Genomic DNA, 14,283 nt, shown 5'->3' with positions numbered 1-14,283 from the left:
ACCGTTACATCGGCGGTTCGAGGTCCATCGCCGTCGAGGCCCGGGCGATCAATTCGGGCTGGAAGACCACGTTGCGGTGGGTGTGGTCGGCGCCCTCGGCGATCTCGTCGAACAAGAGCTGCGCGGCGGTGCGGCCCAGCTGGGACCGCGGCTGGCGCACCGAGGAGAGCGGGACGGCCGCGGCGGCGGCGAAGTCGATGTCGTCGTAGCCGATGATCGCGCACTCCTGGGGGACCTTCACCCCGTGCATCGTCAAGGACTGCAAGGCTCCCAGTGCGACGAGGTCGTTGGCGCAGAAGACGGCCGTGGGACGGTCGGCGCGTCCGAGCATCTGCTCGACCGCCTCGCGCCCGGCCGCGAAGTTCAGGCCGGGAGTGTCGAACACGTCCAGGGCCACGCCCGCCTCCTCGCACACCTCCTGGCACCCGGCCAGGCGGTCGGCGATCTGCGGGATCGAGGCCGGGCCGCCGATGAAGGCGATCCGCTCGTGCCCGGCGTCGACCAGGTGGCGCGCGGCCAGGCGCCCGCCGTGCACGTCGTCGACGGCCACCGAGCAGTGCGGGTGGCGCCCCGCGCCGCGGTCGACCAGGACCACCGGGATGTCATGCCCCGACAACCGCTCGATCCACGACGCCGACGAGTCGTCCACCGGCGTGATGAGCAGGCCCAGCACCCGCTGCTCCTCGAGGATCTCCAGGTGGCGCCGCTCGCGGCGCACGTCCTCGCCCGAGTCGCACACCGTCACCACGGCGCCGGCGGTCTCGATGAGCGGCTCGGCCCCGCGGACCACGTCGGTGAAGAACGGGTTCGCCACGTCCAGCACCACGACCGCGACCGTGCGGCTGCGCCCGGCCCGGAGCTGCCTCGCCGAGTCGTTGCGGACGTACCCCAGGTCGCTGATCGCGGCCAGCACGCGCGAGCGGGTCTCCTCGGCCACGGCCTCGGGCCGGTTGAGCACGTTGGAGACCGTCCCGACCGACACGCCGGCGGCGCGCGCGACGTCCTTCATGCTGGTAGTGGTCATGGTCACCTCAAGGAGTCTATCGGGGGGCAAGGGGCCGGGCCGGACACGAGAGGGCGGGCGCGCCGCGCCCGCGGACCGTATCGGCGGTCGTCGCTGCCCACCGTATCGCCGCGCCGCATTTGAAACGGTTCAACGAAGAACGGTGAGCGTGAGGAGCATATACCGAACCGTGTTCAAAGTTTTCCCCGGCAAACGCTTGACAACAAGGGTCTCCGCGTTCTAGCTTATCGACAACCCCTGATGAAACGATTCAAAAAGACCGCGTTCATCGACAGTGCCGTCCCCAGGAGGAAAACCCCTGTGACACAACGAGTGTGCTTCACCCTCCGCGTCAGACCCGAGCGCATGGCCGAGTACCGCGAACGCCATGCCGCGGTCTGGCCCGACATGCTCCGCGCCCTCGCGCAGACCGGCTGGACGAACTACTCGCTGTTCCTCGCGCCCGACGGCCTCCTCGTGGGCTACCTGGAGACCGAGGACTTCGACGCCGCCCGCGCCCGCATGGCCGACACCGAGGTCAACGCGCGCTGGCAGGCCGAGATGGCCCCCTTCTTCGAAGGCACCGACGGCGCCGCGGCCGACGACTCGTTCAACGTCCTGACCGAAGTGTTCAACCTGGAGACCCAGCTGGCCGCCCTCTCGGCCCAGGGTGAAGGAGCCGGCAAATGAGCGACCGCACCACCTACGCCAAGCAGGTGCTGACCAGCCAGAACATCGAACTGCCCTCGTGGGCGTTCGGCAACTCCGGCACCCGCTTCAAGGTCTTCGCCCAGCAGGGCGTCCCCCGCGACCCCTTCGAGAAGATCAGCGACGCCGCCCAGGTCCACCGCCACACCGGCACCGCAGGGTCCGTCGCCCTCCACATCCCCTGGGACAAGGTCGAGGACTACGCCGCGCTCGCCGCCCACGCCGCCGAACAGGGCGTGCGCATCGGCACCATCAACTCCAACACCTTCCAAGACGACGACTACATGCTCGGCTCGGTCTGCCACCCCGACGCGGGCGTCCGCCGCAAGGCCACCGACCACCTGCTCGAATGCGTCGACATCATGGACGCCACCGGCTCGAACGACCTGAAGCTCTGGTTCGCCGACGGCACCAACTACCCCGGCCAGGACTCCATCGCCGACCGCCAGGACCGCCTCGCCGAAGTCCTCGCCGAGGTCTACGCGCGCCTCGGCGACGACCAGCGCCTGCTCCTGGAGTACAAGCTGTTCGAGCCCTCGTTCTACACCACCGACGTCCCCGACTGGGGGACCGCGTACGCGCACTGCCTCAAGCTCGGCCCCAAGGCGCAGGTCGTGATCGACACCGGCCACCACGCGCCGGGCACGAACATCGAGTTCATCGTGGCGATCCTGCTGCGCGAGGGCAAGCTCGGCGGGTTCGACTTCAACTCGCGCTTCTACGCCGACGACGACCTGATGGTCGGCTCGGCCGACCCGTTCCAGCTGTTCCGCATCCTGCACGAGCTCGTCTCGAAGGACGTCCTGGGCCCCGAATCGGGGATCGCGTACATGCTCGACCAGTGCCACAACATCGAGGCGAAGATCCCCGGCCAGATCCGGTCGGTGATGAACGTGCAGGAGGCGACCGCGAAGGCGCTCCTGATCGACCGCGAGGCCCTGGCCGCGGCGCAGGCCGCCGGCGACGTGCTCGCCGCGAACGCGGTGCTGATGGACGCGTACAACACCGACGTGCGCCCGCTCCTGGCGGAGCTGCGCGTCGAGCAGGGCCTGGACGCCGACCCGATGGCCGCGTACGCGGCGACCGGGTACGGGGCCGGGATCATCGCCGCCCGCAAGGACGGCCAGGCCGCGGGTTGGGGGGCCTAGATGGGTGAGGCGGTCGCCGCGCTCATCGCCCGGTCGAATCGGCTGGGCGCGGACAAGCGCAACACGAACTACGCCGGCGGGAACACCTCCGCGAAGGGCACCGAGACGGACCCGGTGACGGGCGACGACGTGGAACTGCTGTGGGTCAAGGGCTCCGGCGGGGACCTCGGCACGCTCAAGGAGTCCGGGCTCGCGGTGCTGCGCCTGGACCGACTGCGGGCCATGGCCGGGACGTATCCGGGCCTGGACCGCGAGGACGAGATGGTCGGGCGGTTCGACTACTGCCTGCACGGTCGCGGCGGCGCCGCGCCGAGCATCGACACGGCCATGCACGGCCTGGTCGACGCCGCGCATGTGGACCACCTCCACCCCGACTCCGGCATCGCGTTCGCGACCGCCGCCGACGGCCCGGCATTGACCAAGGAGTGCTTCGGCGACCGCGTGGTCTGGGTCCCATGGCGTCGCCCCGGCTTCCAACTCGGGCTCGACATCGCCGCGATCAAGGAAGCGAACCCGCAGGCCATCGGGTGCATTCTCGGCGGCCACGGCATCACCGCCTGGGGCGCCACCTCCGAAGAGTGCGAGCAGCACTCGCTCGAGATCATCCGGGGCTGCGAGGCGTTCATCGCCGAGCGCGGCACCGCGAACCCGTTCGGCGCCACCGTCCCTGAGCGCGCGCCGCTCGACGCCGAGGCCCGCCGGGCCCGTGCCGCCGCGCTCGCGCCGGTCATCCGCGGCCTCGCCTCCACCGACCGCCGCCAGGTCGGGCACTTCAACGACGACCCCGAAGTCCTCGACTTCCTCGCCTCGGAGCGGCTGTTCGAACTCGCCGCGCTCGGCACGTCGTGCCCGGACCACTTCCTGCGCACCAAGGTCCGGCCCCTGGTCCTGGGGACCGAGCCGGGTCAGGACCTTGCGGAGGTCATCGCTCACCTCCAAGAGGCGCACGCGGCCTACCGGGCCGACTACGCCGCCTACTACGAGCGGTACGCCGAGTCGCATTCGCCTGCGATGCGCGGCGCCGACCCCGCGATCGTGCTCGTCCCCGGCGTCGGCATGTTCTCCTTCGGACAGAACAAGCAGACCGCGCGCGTCGCGGGGGAGTTCTACGTCAACGCGATCAACGTGATGCGCGGCGCCGAGGCCCTCTCCACCTACGCGCCGATCGACGAGTCCGAGAAGTTCCGCATCGAGTACTGGTCGCTCGAAGAGGCCAAGCTCCAGCGCCTGCCCAAGCCCAAGCCCCTGGCGGGGCGCGTCGCGTTCGTGACCGGCGCGGCCGGCGGCATCGGCAAGGCCACGGCCGAGCGCCTCGCCGCCGAGGGCGCGTGCGTCGTCATCGCCGACCTCGACCAGGCCAAGGCCGCCGGCGCGGCCGCGGACATCGGCAACGCGGACGCGGCCGTGGGCGTGGCGTGCAACGTGACCGACGAGGCCGCGATCACCGCGGCGCTCGACGCCGCGGCCCTCGCCTTCGGCGGGGTCGACCTGGTCGTCAACAACGCCGGGCTCTCGCTGTCGAAGCCGCTGCTGGACACCACGGCCGCGGACTGGGACCTCCAGCACGACGTCATGGCCAAGGGCTCCTTCCTCGTCTCGCGCGAGGCCGCGCGGATCATGATCGCCCAGGGCCTGGGCGGGGACATCGTCTACATCGCGTCGAAGAACTCGGTGTTCGCCGGCCCCAACAACATCGCCTACTCCGCGACGAAGGCCGACCAGGCCCACCAGGTGCGCCTGCTCGCGGCCGAACTCGGCGAGCACGGCATCCGCGTCAACGGCGTCAACCCCGACGGGGTCGTGCGCGGCTCGGGGATCTTCGCCTCCGGCTGGGGCGCCGAGCGCGCCGCCGTCTACGGCGTCGAGGAGTCCGAGCTGGGCAAGTACTACGCGGGCCGGACCCTGCTCAAGCGCGAGGTCCTGCCCTCCTCGGTGGCCGACGCGGTGTACGCGCTGGTCGGCCCCGACCTGGGCCTGACCACCGGTGTGCACGTGCCGGTCGACTCGGGTAACCCGCAGGGATTCTTGCGGTGAAGGTCCTCGCCGCGGTCGACCTCGGCGCGTCCTCGGGGCGCGTCATCGCCGCCCGCGTCCACGACGGCCGCCTCGACCTGTCCGAAGTCTCGCGGTTTCCCAACCGCTCGGTCGCCGTGCGCGGGCGCCTGTACTGGGACGTGCTCGGCCTGTGGGCGAGCGTCCTGGACGGGTTGCGCCCGCTCGGCGACGCGGCCGCGATCGGGGTCGACTCCTGGGCGGTCGACTACGGCCTGATCGACGCCGCAGGGCACCTGATCGGCAACCCCGTCTGCTACCGCGACGCCCGCAACGCCCCCGCGAGGGACCGCCTCCTGGCCGGGACGGACCCCGCGGACCTGTTCGCGCGCACCGGCATCCAGCACCAGCCGTTCAACACCGTGTTCCAGCTCGCGGCCGAGGACCCCTCGCGCCTCGCCGCGGCCGAACGGCTCCTGCTCGTGCCCGACCTGCTCGGATACTGGCTCACCGGGACCATGGCCTGCGAGGCGACGAACGCCTCCACCACCGGCCTGGTCGACCTCGCCACCGGCACGTGGGACGCGGACCTGTGCCGGGCCGCCGGCGTCGACCCCGCGCTCCTGGGTTCGATCACGCCCACCGGCACCGTCCTCGGAGGCCTCCTTCCCGAAGTCGCCGCCGCGACCGGCCTGACCTCCGGTACACGAGTGGTCGCGACCGCCAGCCACGACACGGCCGCCGCGGTCGCCGCCGTCCCCTACGAAGGCGACGGCGCGGCCTACATCTCCTGCGGCACCTGGTCGCTCGTCGGCGTCGAACGCGACACCCCCGTCACCACCGGCGCCGCACTCGAGGCCGGGTTCACGAACGAACGCGGCACGGACGGCTCGATCCGCTTCCTGCGCAACGTCGCCGGACTGTGGCTGCTCAACGAGTCCCTCGCCGCCTGGCGCCGCGACGGCCTCGACATCGACCTCGCCGCACTGCTCGAGGACGCCGCCGCGGCCCCGCGCCTGCGCAGCGTCGTCGACCCCGACGACCCGCGCTTCGCCGAACCCGGCGACATGCCCGGCCGCATCCGCGCCTACTGCGACGAGACCGGCCAGCCCGTACCCCAGAGCCCCGCCCAGGTCGCCGCCTGCGTCCTGGACTCCCTCGCCCTCGCCCACCGCCGCGCCATCGACGCGCTCGAAGCCCTCACCGGCGAAGCGGTCCAGACGATCCACATCGTCGGCGGCGGCGCCAACAACACCCCGCTGTGCCAGTGGACCGCCGACGCCACCGGGCGCACGGTGCTCGCCGGACCCGACGAGGCCACCGCCCTGGGCAACGCCCTCGTCCAGGCCCAGGCCCTCGGCCTCATCGCACCCGGCCCGGCCGCGCGCCGCGCAGCCGCGGCCGCCTCGGCCCGGCCCCGCCGCCACACCCCCCAAGGGTCCACGCGCCCTTGGGAAGACGCCGCCTCGCGGCTCCAGACCCTCCCCGTTGGGAGCAACTGAATAGATCCCGAAGGCCCGCTCCGGCGGGACCCCTCTTATAAGAAGGAGCAATCAACGATGATCCGCGACCCTTACCGCCTCCGGCGCCGATCCCTCCTCACCGGCGCCGCGGCGGCCGCGACCCTCGCGGCCGCGGCCGCCTGCGGCGACGACGACGGGCCCGCCGGCACCGCCGACGACCCCATCGAGATCAGCTTCGAATGGTGGGGCGACGACGTCCGCGCCGAAATCACCAAGGAGGCCATCGCCCTCTTCGAGTCCAAGAACGAAGGCATCACGGTCCAGACGAACTTCGCGGACTTCCCGACCTACTGGGAGGGCCTCGCCGGCCGCATGGCCTCCAGGGACCTGCCCGACGTCTTCCAGATGGACTACTCGCGACTGCGCCAGTTCGGCTCCAGCGGGATGCTCCTGCCCCTCGAAGGCGTCGTCAAGACCGACGACTTCCGCGAAGGGTTCCTCGACACCGCCAAACTCGACGGGCAGCTCCTGGCCGTCCCGATCGCCGGCAACACCCTCGGGCTGATCTACCGCGCCGACTGGTTCGAAGCCCACGGCGTCGCCACCCCGGCCCCCGGCTACAGCTGGGACCAGTACGGGACCGACATCGCCACCGTCACCGCCGGACTCGGCGACGGCAAATGGGGCGGCGGCGACTGGGCCGGCCAGTACCACTTCATGGAGCTGTGGCTGCGCCAGCAGGGCGGCAGCTTCTACACCGAAGACGGCAAGGCCCTCAACTTCGAGACCGCCAAGCTCGTCGAATGGTGGGCCACCAGCGCCGCCCTGTACGCCGCCGGGGACGTCCCGCCGGTCGAGACCACCATCGAATGGGTCGAAGGCGGCCTCGTCCAGGACCTCCTCGCCTCCGAGATCGGCTGGGACAACTTCATGCCGGCGTACACGCCCACCGTCGAGGCCAACGGCGGCACGCTCGCGCTCGCCGCGCCCCCGTCGCTGGACCCGGCGAACCTGGGCCTGTACCTCAAGCCGTCGATGCAGCTGGTCATCTCCGGCACCTCTGAAGCGGCCGAGGCGTCGGCGAAGCTCGTCGACTTCCTCCTCGGGGACCCCGAGGCCATCGCGATCCTCGGCACCAACCGCGGCATCCCGGCCACCAACACCGGCCTGGAGAACGTCGAGATCGACCCTGCGACCCAGGGCGTGCTCGACTACGAGGCCTCCGTCGCCCAGTACCTGACCACCCCGCCGCCGGCCCCGCCGTCGGCGACCGGCGCCATCGAGGTCAAGTTCGCGGAGATCTACCAGCAGGTCCAGTACGGCGAAATGACCGGGCAGGAGGCCGCCGACCTGTTCTTCACCGAGGCCGAGACCCTCCTGGCCGCCGAGCAGTAACCGACAACCGAGGAAACGTCACCGTGTCAGCTTCTCCTTCCGCCACCGCCGCGCCCGCGGCGAGTGAGGCCGGAGCGCCGACCGCGAGCAGGAAGCGGGGGGCGGCCAAGCGCCGCACCCCGCCCTCGCGCCGCGGCGAGCGCCTCGTCGGCTACACCTTCATGACCCCTTGGATCATCGGTTCGCTGGTGTTCACCGTGGGTCCCATGCTCTGGTCGCTGTACCTGTCGTTCACCGACTACCACCTCGTCCTCGGCGGGGACTTCATCGGCCTGGAGAACTACACGGCGATGTTCGCCGACCCGATGTTCGCCCGCGCCGTCAAGGTCACGCTCCTGTACGTGCTGCTGGCGGTGCCGCTGAAACTCGTCGCCTCCCTGGCGGTGGCGATGCTGCTGACCCAGTCGCGGCGCGGCATCGGCTTCTACCGGGCGGCGTTCTACATGCCCTCGCTCATCGCCATGAGCGTCGGCATCGCCATCGTCTGGAAGGCCCTGTTCGCCGCCGGCGGCCCCCAGGACCAGTTCATGTCCTGGTTCGGCTGGGACGGCGGCGGGTTCATCGGCAACCCCGACGTGTCCATCCTCATGCTCGTCCTGCTCAGCGTGTGGACGTTCGGCGCGCCGATGGTCATCTTCATGGCCGGGCTCCTCCAAGTCCCCGGCGAACTCCACGAAGCCGCCGAAATGGACGGCGCCGGCAAATGGCACCGGTTCGTGCACATCACGATCCCGATGCTCTCGCCGGTCATCTTCTTCAACGTGCTCATGGAGACCGTCCACGCCTTCCAGCTGTTCGGCCCCGCGTTCATCATCGGCGGCACCGCCGGCGGACCGGCCTGGTCGACCCTGTTCTACACCGTCCGCATCTACGCCCTCGCGTTCGTGGACCTGCGCATGGGCTACGCCTCGGCCTGGGCGTGGATGCTCGTCCTCGCCGTCGGCGTCGTCACCCTGATCATGTTCCGCGCCGCGAAGAACCTCGTCTACTACGCAGGGGAGGACAACAAATGACCCGCACCCGTCGCCCCGCCCAACCGGCTCGCTGCGCTCGCCTTTCCCCGAATCGGAGTGAACGCTGATGAGTACCACCGCAGCGCCGCGCGTGATCGAACGCAAGAAGCGCACGGCCGGCGCGAAGGCCAAGTCCGTCGTCTGGCACCTCGCGCTCCTGGCCGTCCTCGTCGTCGTCCTCTACCCCGCCTTCTGGGTCCTGACCGCCTCGGTCAAAGAGAACTCCGACATCCTCACCAACATCTCCCCGATCCCCACCTCGATCACCTGGGAGAACTTCGCCAGCGCCTTCGACGGCATGGCCGGAGTGCCGCTGTGGCGGTTCTTCTGGAACTCGTTCGTGATCGCCGCCCTGTCGGTGGTCGGCATCCTCGCGTCGTGCTCGATCACCGCCTACGCCCTGGGGCGCCTGGAGTTCCCCGGCCGCAAGACCATGTTCGCCGTGGTCATCGCGACCCTGCTGCTGCCCGGCCAGGTCATGCTCATCCCGCAGTACCTGATCTTCTCCGAGATGGACGTGGTCAACACCATCTTCCCGCTCGTCATCGGGAAGTTCCTGGGCCTGGACGCGTTCTTCGTGTTCATGTACGTGCAGTTCCTGCGGGGCATCCCGCGCGAACTCGACCAGGCGGCGACGATCGACGGGGCCGGGCACTTCCGGATCTTCTTCTCGATCATGCTGCCGCTATTGCGACCGGCGATCGTGACGTCGTCGATCTTCACGTTCATCTGGTCGTGGAACGACTTCATGGGGCCCCTGATCTACCTGCACGAGATCGAGAAGTTCCCCCTGCCGCGACTGCTCCAGTCCTACAACAACACCGAGGCCGTCTCCAACTACGGGGGCATGATGGCGATGACACTGCTGTCGCTGATCCCGGTGGTGCTGTTCTTCCTGGTCTTCCAGAAGTTCCTCATCAAGGGCATCGCCACCTCCGGAGTCAAGGGCTAGCGTGGCGACCGTGGCCAAGACGAGGCGCCGCCCGCTCGGGCGGCGCGGGCAGGCGTTCGGCGAAGGGTTCGCGCTCTTCGCCGAATGCCTGCTGACCGGACTGTGGTTTTGCATCGCGGCGCTGCCGGTCGTGACCATCCCGGCCGCACTCGCGGCCGGGTCGCGGCACGTGGCCGCGTTCGCCGCGGGCGAGACGTCGACGCTCGCCACGTTCTGGACCGACTTCCGCACCGCCTGGCGCGAATCGTGGCGGGTCGGCCTGGCCATGTGCGCCGTCGCCCTCGTGCTCCTGGCGAACCTGTTCGTCCTCGCCCAAGAAGGCGTCCCGGGCCGCTCGGCCCTGGCCGCGGCGACGTTCCTGGTCGCCGGACTGGCCGCCACCGTCCTGCTGCGCGCCTGCGCCGCATGGGAACCCCGGGAGCGGTGGCGAAGCCTCTTCCGGGCCGCCCTGGAACGCACCCGGGACGACGCCTCCGGCACCGGCATCCTCCTGGGCGGCACCGCCGTCCTGGCGGTCTGCGTATGGGCCCTGTGGCTGCTGGTCGTGCCGATGAGCGGGTGCCTGGTGGGCGCGGCGGTGGCCGTGCACCGCCGGCGCCTCGCCCGAGAGGAGTAGCGCGAGGACCCTTCTTGTAGTGCTTGCGAAGGACGGGTATTCCTTCCAACGATGGTCGTCGATGCTTGCTAGCGTGGGTGTGACAGCCCCGCTGCTTTCCGTTGGGCAGCGGCACAGCCGTCACGGTCGCGACCGTGAACCCGCACGGAGGAACCCATGTCCATCCCGCCCGCACCGCCCGCCCCCGAACCCCAGCCGCCCGCCGCCAGGACCCGACCCGGATCGGTCACCACCGCGGTGTGGCTCCAGATCCTGCTCGCCCTCTTCCTCATCGCCCAGTCGGTCGCCGGGATCCTCTACGGCGCCGACGCCCAGGCCGCGGCCGAAGACGAACTCGCCGCCCAGGGCCACGCCATGTCCGACCTGCCCCAGGGCACCACCTTCGAGTCGACCGGCGCCACCGCGTACGCCCCGATCGGCATCGCGGTGCTCATCATCGTGCTGGCACTGCTCAACGGCGCCGGCAAACGCCCCGCACGCGTCATCACCTGGGTCGTCCAGCCCATCGTGCTCGTATGCGGCGGCTTCATCGCCGTCTCGCAGCTGTTCATCGCCCAGTTCCTCGAAGCCGGCATCGAAGCCGAAGGCGGCCTCGACGGCCTCGACGTCCAAGCGCTCGTGGACGCCGTCGCCGGCGCCTACCCCGCGTGGACCGACATCGCCTCCTACGGCGCCCTCGCGCTGGCGACCCTCGGCTCGATCGCGGTCATCATCCTCCTCGCCGTCCCCTCGGCGAACGCGTATTTCCGCAAGGAGGAGCCGCAGACGTTCATCCCCGGCGCCCCGCCGGTCTAGCGCCTTGCGCGGCTTATGCGCCGTCCCGGGCCGGTCACAGACGCCGGCCCGGGTTGTTTCCTGTCACTTTTCACCGCCGCCGCGACTCCCGTCCAGGGCCCGCGACCTCCAGTGAGGACCGACCGCACTCGCCCCCATCTCGCGGTTCCCCGCACGAGGCGTTCGCGCGCCTGATCGGGTCCGCCGATTTCCGGGATACGGATGTCGGCGTCTACGGCTAGAATCTCGGGTACACCCACCGCAACGACCATTCTTGACCTTGGAGACCGCTCGCCGCACCGGCGGGCGAGAGGAGACCGACCCAGGGCCCAGCCTCCCCACGAGACCGGGCCCGCCGAGAGGACCGCCTTGAGCAAGCCAGCAGCAGCGTCGCCCCCTCCCGCCGGATGGGGCGTGTGGACGTGGCCCAACCTGGTCACCGCCGTCCGCCTGCTCGGCATCCCGCTGTTCTGCTACCTCCTGCTGGCCACCCAGTACTACTGGCAGGCCGCAGTGGTCCTGGCCGTGGGCGGCGGCACCGACTGGGTCGACGGGCAGCTCGCCCGCCACCTCAACCAGGTCTCCAAGCTCGGGCGGCTCCTCGACCCGTTCGTCGACCGCCTCTACATCCTCAGCTCCCTGCTGGTCCTGACGTTCATCGGCCTCCTGCCGTGGCTGTTCACCCTCGCGGTCCTGCTGCGCGAAGCGGTCATGGTGTCGCTGGTGGTGGTGCTGCGCTGGCACGGGTTCGCCCCACCGCAAGTGCACTTCCTCGGGAAGTGCGCCACCACGGTGGTGTTCATGTCCTTCCCCGTGCTCGTACTGGCCGGACTGGTCGCCGAGGCCGCCGCGTGGGCCAAGCCCCTGGGCTGGGCGCTCGCCTGGTGGGGCCTGGGCCTGTACTGGCTGGCCGCGGCCGTCTACCTGCGCCAGGCCGCCGGACTCATCCGGTCGGGGCGCCCCGAGGCGTCCGTCCCGGCCTGAGCGCCCATCGGGGCGTTTCGATCACGCTGCGCGGCCCCGGCGCGAGGCGCATCGGGCCGGGCGATAGGTTCATGTGCGTCCGACCCGCTCGATGCAGCGGGGTTTCTCAGAGGGGAGCGCCAGGTGATTCCGGAGCAACTGCGTTACACCGCGGAGCACGAGTGGGTCGAAGAGCGCGGCGAGGGTCTCGTCGTCCGCATCGGCATCACCGACTTCGCGCAGAGCGCGCTCGGCGACGTCGTATACGTCCAGCTCCCGGAGGCAGGAACCCAGGTTCGGGCCGGTGACGTGGTCGGCGAAGTCGAGTCGACCAAGAGCGTCTCCGACGTGTACGCTCCGTTGACCGGTAAGATTCTTGCACGCAATGACGAATTGTCGGAATCCCCGGAATTGGTGAACAGCGACCCCTATGCGGCGGGCTGGATGTTCGACATCGAGGTCGAGGATGCAGGCTCGCTCACTGCTTTGCTCGACGCCGGTGCGTATGCGAAGCTTACGGAGTGACCAGAGGGTCCAGACTTGTAGAAGGTGGCAATCCATGACGCGTTCGAATGACGAGTTCCCTCCGCCGGATGTGACGGCCACGATGAACCTGTCCGCCCTTCAGGAGGGCGGCGAGGTCGACGCGGAGCTGAACTCCGCCCGTCTGGCCGACTCGCTGCCGGCGGGCACTGCGCTGCTGGTCGTCCGCCGTGGACCGAACGCCGGCGCGCGTTTTCTGCTCAACACCGAGGTGACGACTTCGGGGAGGCACCCCGACTCCGATATCTTTCTCGACGATGTGACCGTTTCGCGGCGCCACGCCGAGTTCCACCGGGACGCGGCCGGTTTCACCGTCCGCGACGTGGGCAGCCTCAACGGCACGTATGTCAACCGCGAGCGGGTGGAGACCGCGGGATTGGGCAACGGCGACGAAGTCCAGATCGGCAAGTTCCGCCTGGTGTTCATCTCCGGCCCCAAGCCGGCCGCCGCTTAGGCGTCCCCCGGCCGCACGGCGCGCCCCGCGCGCCGTCGGCGAGTAGGCTGACAGTCTCTGGACCCGCCCCGGGATTCCCGCGGCGGGTCCGGCATCAACGACGGCGACCCGTTGGAGGCGTACCGGTGCGGATGATGACCGTAGTCGGGGTCCGCGTGGAACTCCCGAGCAACCAACCGGTAGTCCTGCTCAAGGAGACCGACGGCCACCGGTACCTGCCGATCTGGATCGGCACCGTCGAGGCCGCGGCCATCGCCTACCAGCAGCAGGACGTGCAGCTGTCGCGCCCGCTCACCCACGACCTCATCAGGGACGTCCTCGACGCCCTCGACGTCACCCTCACCTCCGTGGAGATCACGGAACTGCGCGACACCGTCTACTACGCCGAGCTCGTCCTCGACGGGCGCACCCGCGTCTCCTCGCGCTCCTCCGACGCCATCGCCATCGCACTGCGCACCGAGGCCCCCATCTGGTGCGCCGACGCGGTCCTCGACGAGGCCGGCGTCGTCCTGCCGGACACGCAGGAGGACGAAGTGGAGAAGTTCCGCGAGTTCCTCGAAGAGGTCACGCCGGAGGACTTCGGCGAAGGCCAATAGGCCCCGCGACCTGCCCGAGCATTTCTAACGTTCAGCCCATGGTGGAGGGACGGCCGGTTACGCTCACCTTCGAACTCACTTACGGTGCGCGGAGGTCGCAATGGACGCCCACAATGAACCCATGGCCGGACGGCCGGCCGTCCCGCCCAGCCAGATCCGCGGCTGGCGGGGCGCCGCCGCGTGCCGGGTCGTCGGCATCACCTACCGCCAGCTCGACTACTGGGCGCGCACCGGACTGGTCGAGCCGAGCATCCGCCGCGCCTCCGGGTCGGGCTCCAACCGCCTCTACTCCTTCCGCGACATCATCGTCCTCAAGGTCATCAAGCGCCTCCTGGACGCCGGGGTCTCCCTCCAGAACATCCGCAAGGCCGTCGAGGCGCTCCGCTCGCGGGGCGTGAAGGACCTCGCCGAGATCACCCTCATGTCCGACGGGTCCACCGTCTACGAATGCCGCTCCGCCGGCGAGGTCATCGACCTCCTGCGCGGGGGCCAGGGCGTCTTCGGCATCGCCGTGCGCACCACCGTCACCGAGGTCATGGGACGCCTGGCGACCCTCCCGGGGGAAGCCCCGGTCAAAGCCCCCACGCAGCTGCACGCCCCCGAGCAGCCGGGCGCGCGCCACACCGGCGACGTGCCCGGTCGACGACAGTCCGCCTCCTGACC

At 70.2% G+C, this 14,283-nt stretch carries 15 protein-coding genes; 14 read left to right on the top strand and 1 reads right to left on the bottom strand.

Going from position 1 to position 14,283, the window contains the following annotated elements:
• Positions 1-4: 4 nt before the first annotated feature.
• Positions 5-1,024 (bottom strand): LacI family DNA-binding transcriptional regulator, encoded by a 1,020-nt coding sequence (locus tag BLQ63_RS02340; protein ID WP_218125046.1) that lies wholly within the window; start codon positions 1,022-1,024, stop codon positions 5-7.
• 300 nt (positions 1,025-1,324) lie between these two features.
• Between BLQ63_RS02340 and BLQ63_RS02335 the strand changes: the two genes are divergently transcribed.
• From BLQ63_RS02335 to BLQ63_RS02270, 14 genes are all read left to right on the top strand, one after another.
• The gene (locus BLQ63_RS02335; RefSeq protein WP_218125012.1) at positions 1,325-1,693 is read left to right on the top strand and encodes an L-rhamnose mutarotase; all 369 of its coding nucleotides are present in this window, start codon (positions 1,325-1,327) and stop codon (positions 1,691-1,693) included.
• Positions 1,690-2,859, top strand: a complete 1,170-nt coding sequence (rhaI, locus tag BLQ63_RS02330) for an L-rhamnose isomerase (protein ID WP_091027688.1) — start codon at positions 1,690-1,692, stop codon at positions 2,857-2,859. The genes BLQ63_RS02335 and rhaI overlap by 4 nt, the downstream gene beginning before the upstream one ends.
• Complete coding sequence (locus tag BLQ63_RS02325; RefSeq protein ID WP_091027685.1) at positions 2,860-4,893, top strand: bifunctional aldolase/short-chain dehydrogenase; 2,034 nt, start codon at positions 2,860-2,862, stop codon at positions 4,891-4,893.
• Complete coding sequence (locus BLQ63_RS02320; RefSeq protein WP_218125011.1) at positions 4,890-6,353, top strand: rhamnulokinase; 1,464 nt, start codon at positions 4,890-4,892, stop codon at positions 6,351-6,353. Before BLQ63_RS02325 ends, BLQ63_RS02320 begins: the two co-directional genes overlap by 4 nt.
• Before the next feature lie 57 nt (positions 6,354-6,410).
• Entirely contained in the window at positions 6,411-7,709 is a 1,299-nt protein-coding gene (locus tag BLQ63_RS02315; RefSeq protein WP_091027675.1) for an ABC transporter substrate-binding protein, read from the top strand.
• Between the two features lie 23 nt (positions 7,710-7,732).
• Positions 7,733-8,722 carry a carbohydrate ABC transporter permease gene (locus BLQ63_RS02310; protein WP_218125010.1) on the top strand — a complete coding sequence of 330 codons (990 nt, stop codon included), beginning with the start codon at positions 7,733-7,735 and terminating at the stop codon, positions 8,720-8,722.
• Between the two features lie 67 nt (positions 8,723-8,789).
• Positions 8,790-9,674 (top strand): carbohydrate ABC transporter permease, encoded by an 885-nt coding sequence (locus BLQ63_RS02305; protein WP_091027672.1) that lies wholly within the window; start codon positions 8,790-8,792, stop codon positions 9,672-9,674.
• A gap of 10 nt (positions 9,675-9,684) precedes the next feature.
• Positions 9,685-10,290 (top strand): DUF624 domain-containing protein, encoded by a 606-nt coding sequence (locus BLQ63_RS02300; protein ID WP_177154747.1) that lies wholly within the window; start codon positions 9,685-9,687, stop codon positions 10,288-10,290.
• A gap of 156 nt (positions 10,291-10,446) precedes the next feature.
• Entirely contained in the window at positions 10,447-11,085 is a 639-nt protein-coding gene (locus BLQ63_RS02295) for a hypothetical protein (protein WP_091027666.1), read from the top strand.
• A 348-nt stretch (positions 11,086-11,433) separates the two neighbouring features.
• On the top strand, positions 11,434-12,048 hold the full coding sequence (locus tag BLQ63_RS02290; RefSeq protein ID WP_245680822.1) for a CDP-alcohol phosphatidyltransferase family protein: 615 nt from the start codon (positions 11,434-11,436) through the stop codon (positions 12,046-12,048).
• Between the two features lie 123 nt (positions 12,049-12,171).
• Complete coding sequence (gcvH, locus tag BLQ63_RS02285) at positions 12,172-12,552, top strand: glycine cleavage system protein GcvH (protein WP_091027660.1); 381 nt, start codon at positions 12,172-12,174, stop codon at positions 12,550-12,552.
• Positions 12,553-12,586: 34 nt separating this feature from the next.
• Positions 12,587-13,024 (top strand): FHA domain-containing protein, encoded by a 438-nt coding sequence (locus tag BLQ63_RS02280; protein ID WP_091027656.1) that lies wholly within the window; start codon positions 12,587-12,589, stop codon positions 13,022-13,024.
• A gap of 125 nt (positions 13,025-13,149) precedes the next feature.
• On the top strand, positions 13,150-13,620 hold the full coding sequence (locus BLQ63_RS02275) for a bifunctional nuclease family protein (protein WP_091027652.1): 471 nt from the start codon (positions 13,150-13,152) through the stop codon (positions 13,618-13,620).
• Positions 13,621-13,741: 121 nt separating this feature from the next.
• Positions 13,742-14,281, top strand: a complete 540-nt coding sequence (locus tag BLQ63_RS02270; RefSeq protein ID WP_091027648.1) for a MerR family transcriptional regulator — start codon at positions 13,742-13,744, stop codon at positions 14,279-14,281.
• Positions 14,282-14,283 lie beyond the last annotated feature (2 nt).

This window comes from Glycomyces harbinensis, assembly GCF_900101745.1.
GTDB lineage: Bacteria > Actinomycetota > Actinomycetes > Mycobacteriales > Micromonosporaceae > Glycomyces > Glycomyces harbinensis.
Note: the sequence above shows the minus strand (reverse complement) of the source record. Positions and strands in the feature narration are given on the sequence as shown.

Excerpts from the sequence above, each read along its gene's own strand:
- BLQ63_RS02325 (WP_091027685.1), top strand. The coding sequence starts at position 2,860 with ATGGGTGAGGCGGTCGCCGCGCTCATCGCCCGGTCGAATCGGCTGGGC.
- rhaI (WP_091027688.1), top strand. The coding sequence starts at position 1,690 with ATGAGCGACCGCACCACCTACGCCAAGCAGGTGCTGACCAGCCAGAAC.
- BLQ63_RS02295 (WP_091027666.1), top strand. The coding sequence starts at position 10,447 with ATGTCCATCCCGCCCGCACCGCCCGCCCCCGAACCCCAGCCGCCCGCC.
- BLQ63_RS02280 (WP_091027656.1), top strand. The coding sequence starts at position 12,587 with ATGACGCGTTCGAATGACGAGTTCCCTCCGCCGGATGTGACGGCCACG.
- BLQ63_RS02340 (WP_218125046.1), bottom strand. The coding sequence starts at position 1,024 with ATGACCACTACCAGCATGAAGGACGTCGCGCGCGCCGCCGGCGTGTCG.
- BLQ63_RS02305 (WP_091027672.1), top strand. The coding sequence starts at position 8,790 with ATGAGTACCACCGCAGCGCCGCGCGTGATCGAACGCAAGAAGCGCACG.
- BLQ63_RS02270 (WP_091027648.1), top strand. The coding sequence starts at position 13,742 with ATGGCCGGACGGCCGGCCGTCCCGCCCAGCCAGATCCGCGGCTGGCGG.
- BLQ63_RS02315 (WP_091027675.1), top strand. The coding sequence starts at position 6,411 with ATGATCCGCGACCCTTACCGCCTCCGGCGCCGATCCCTCCTCACCGGC.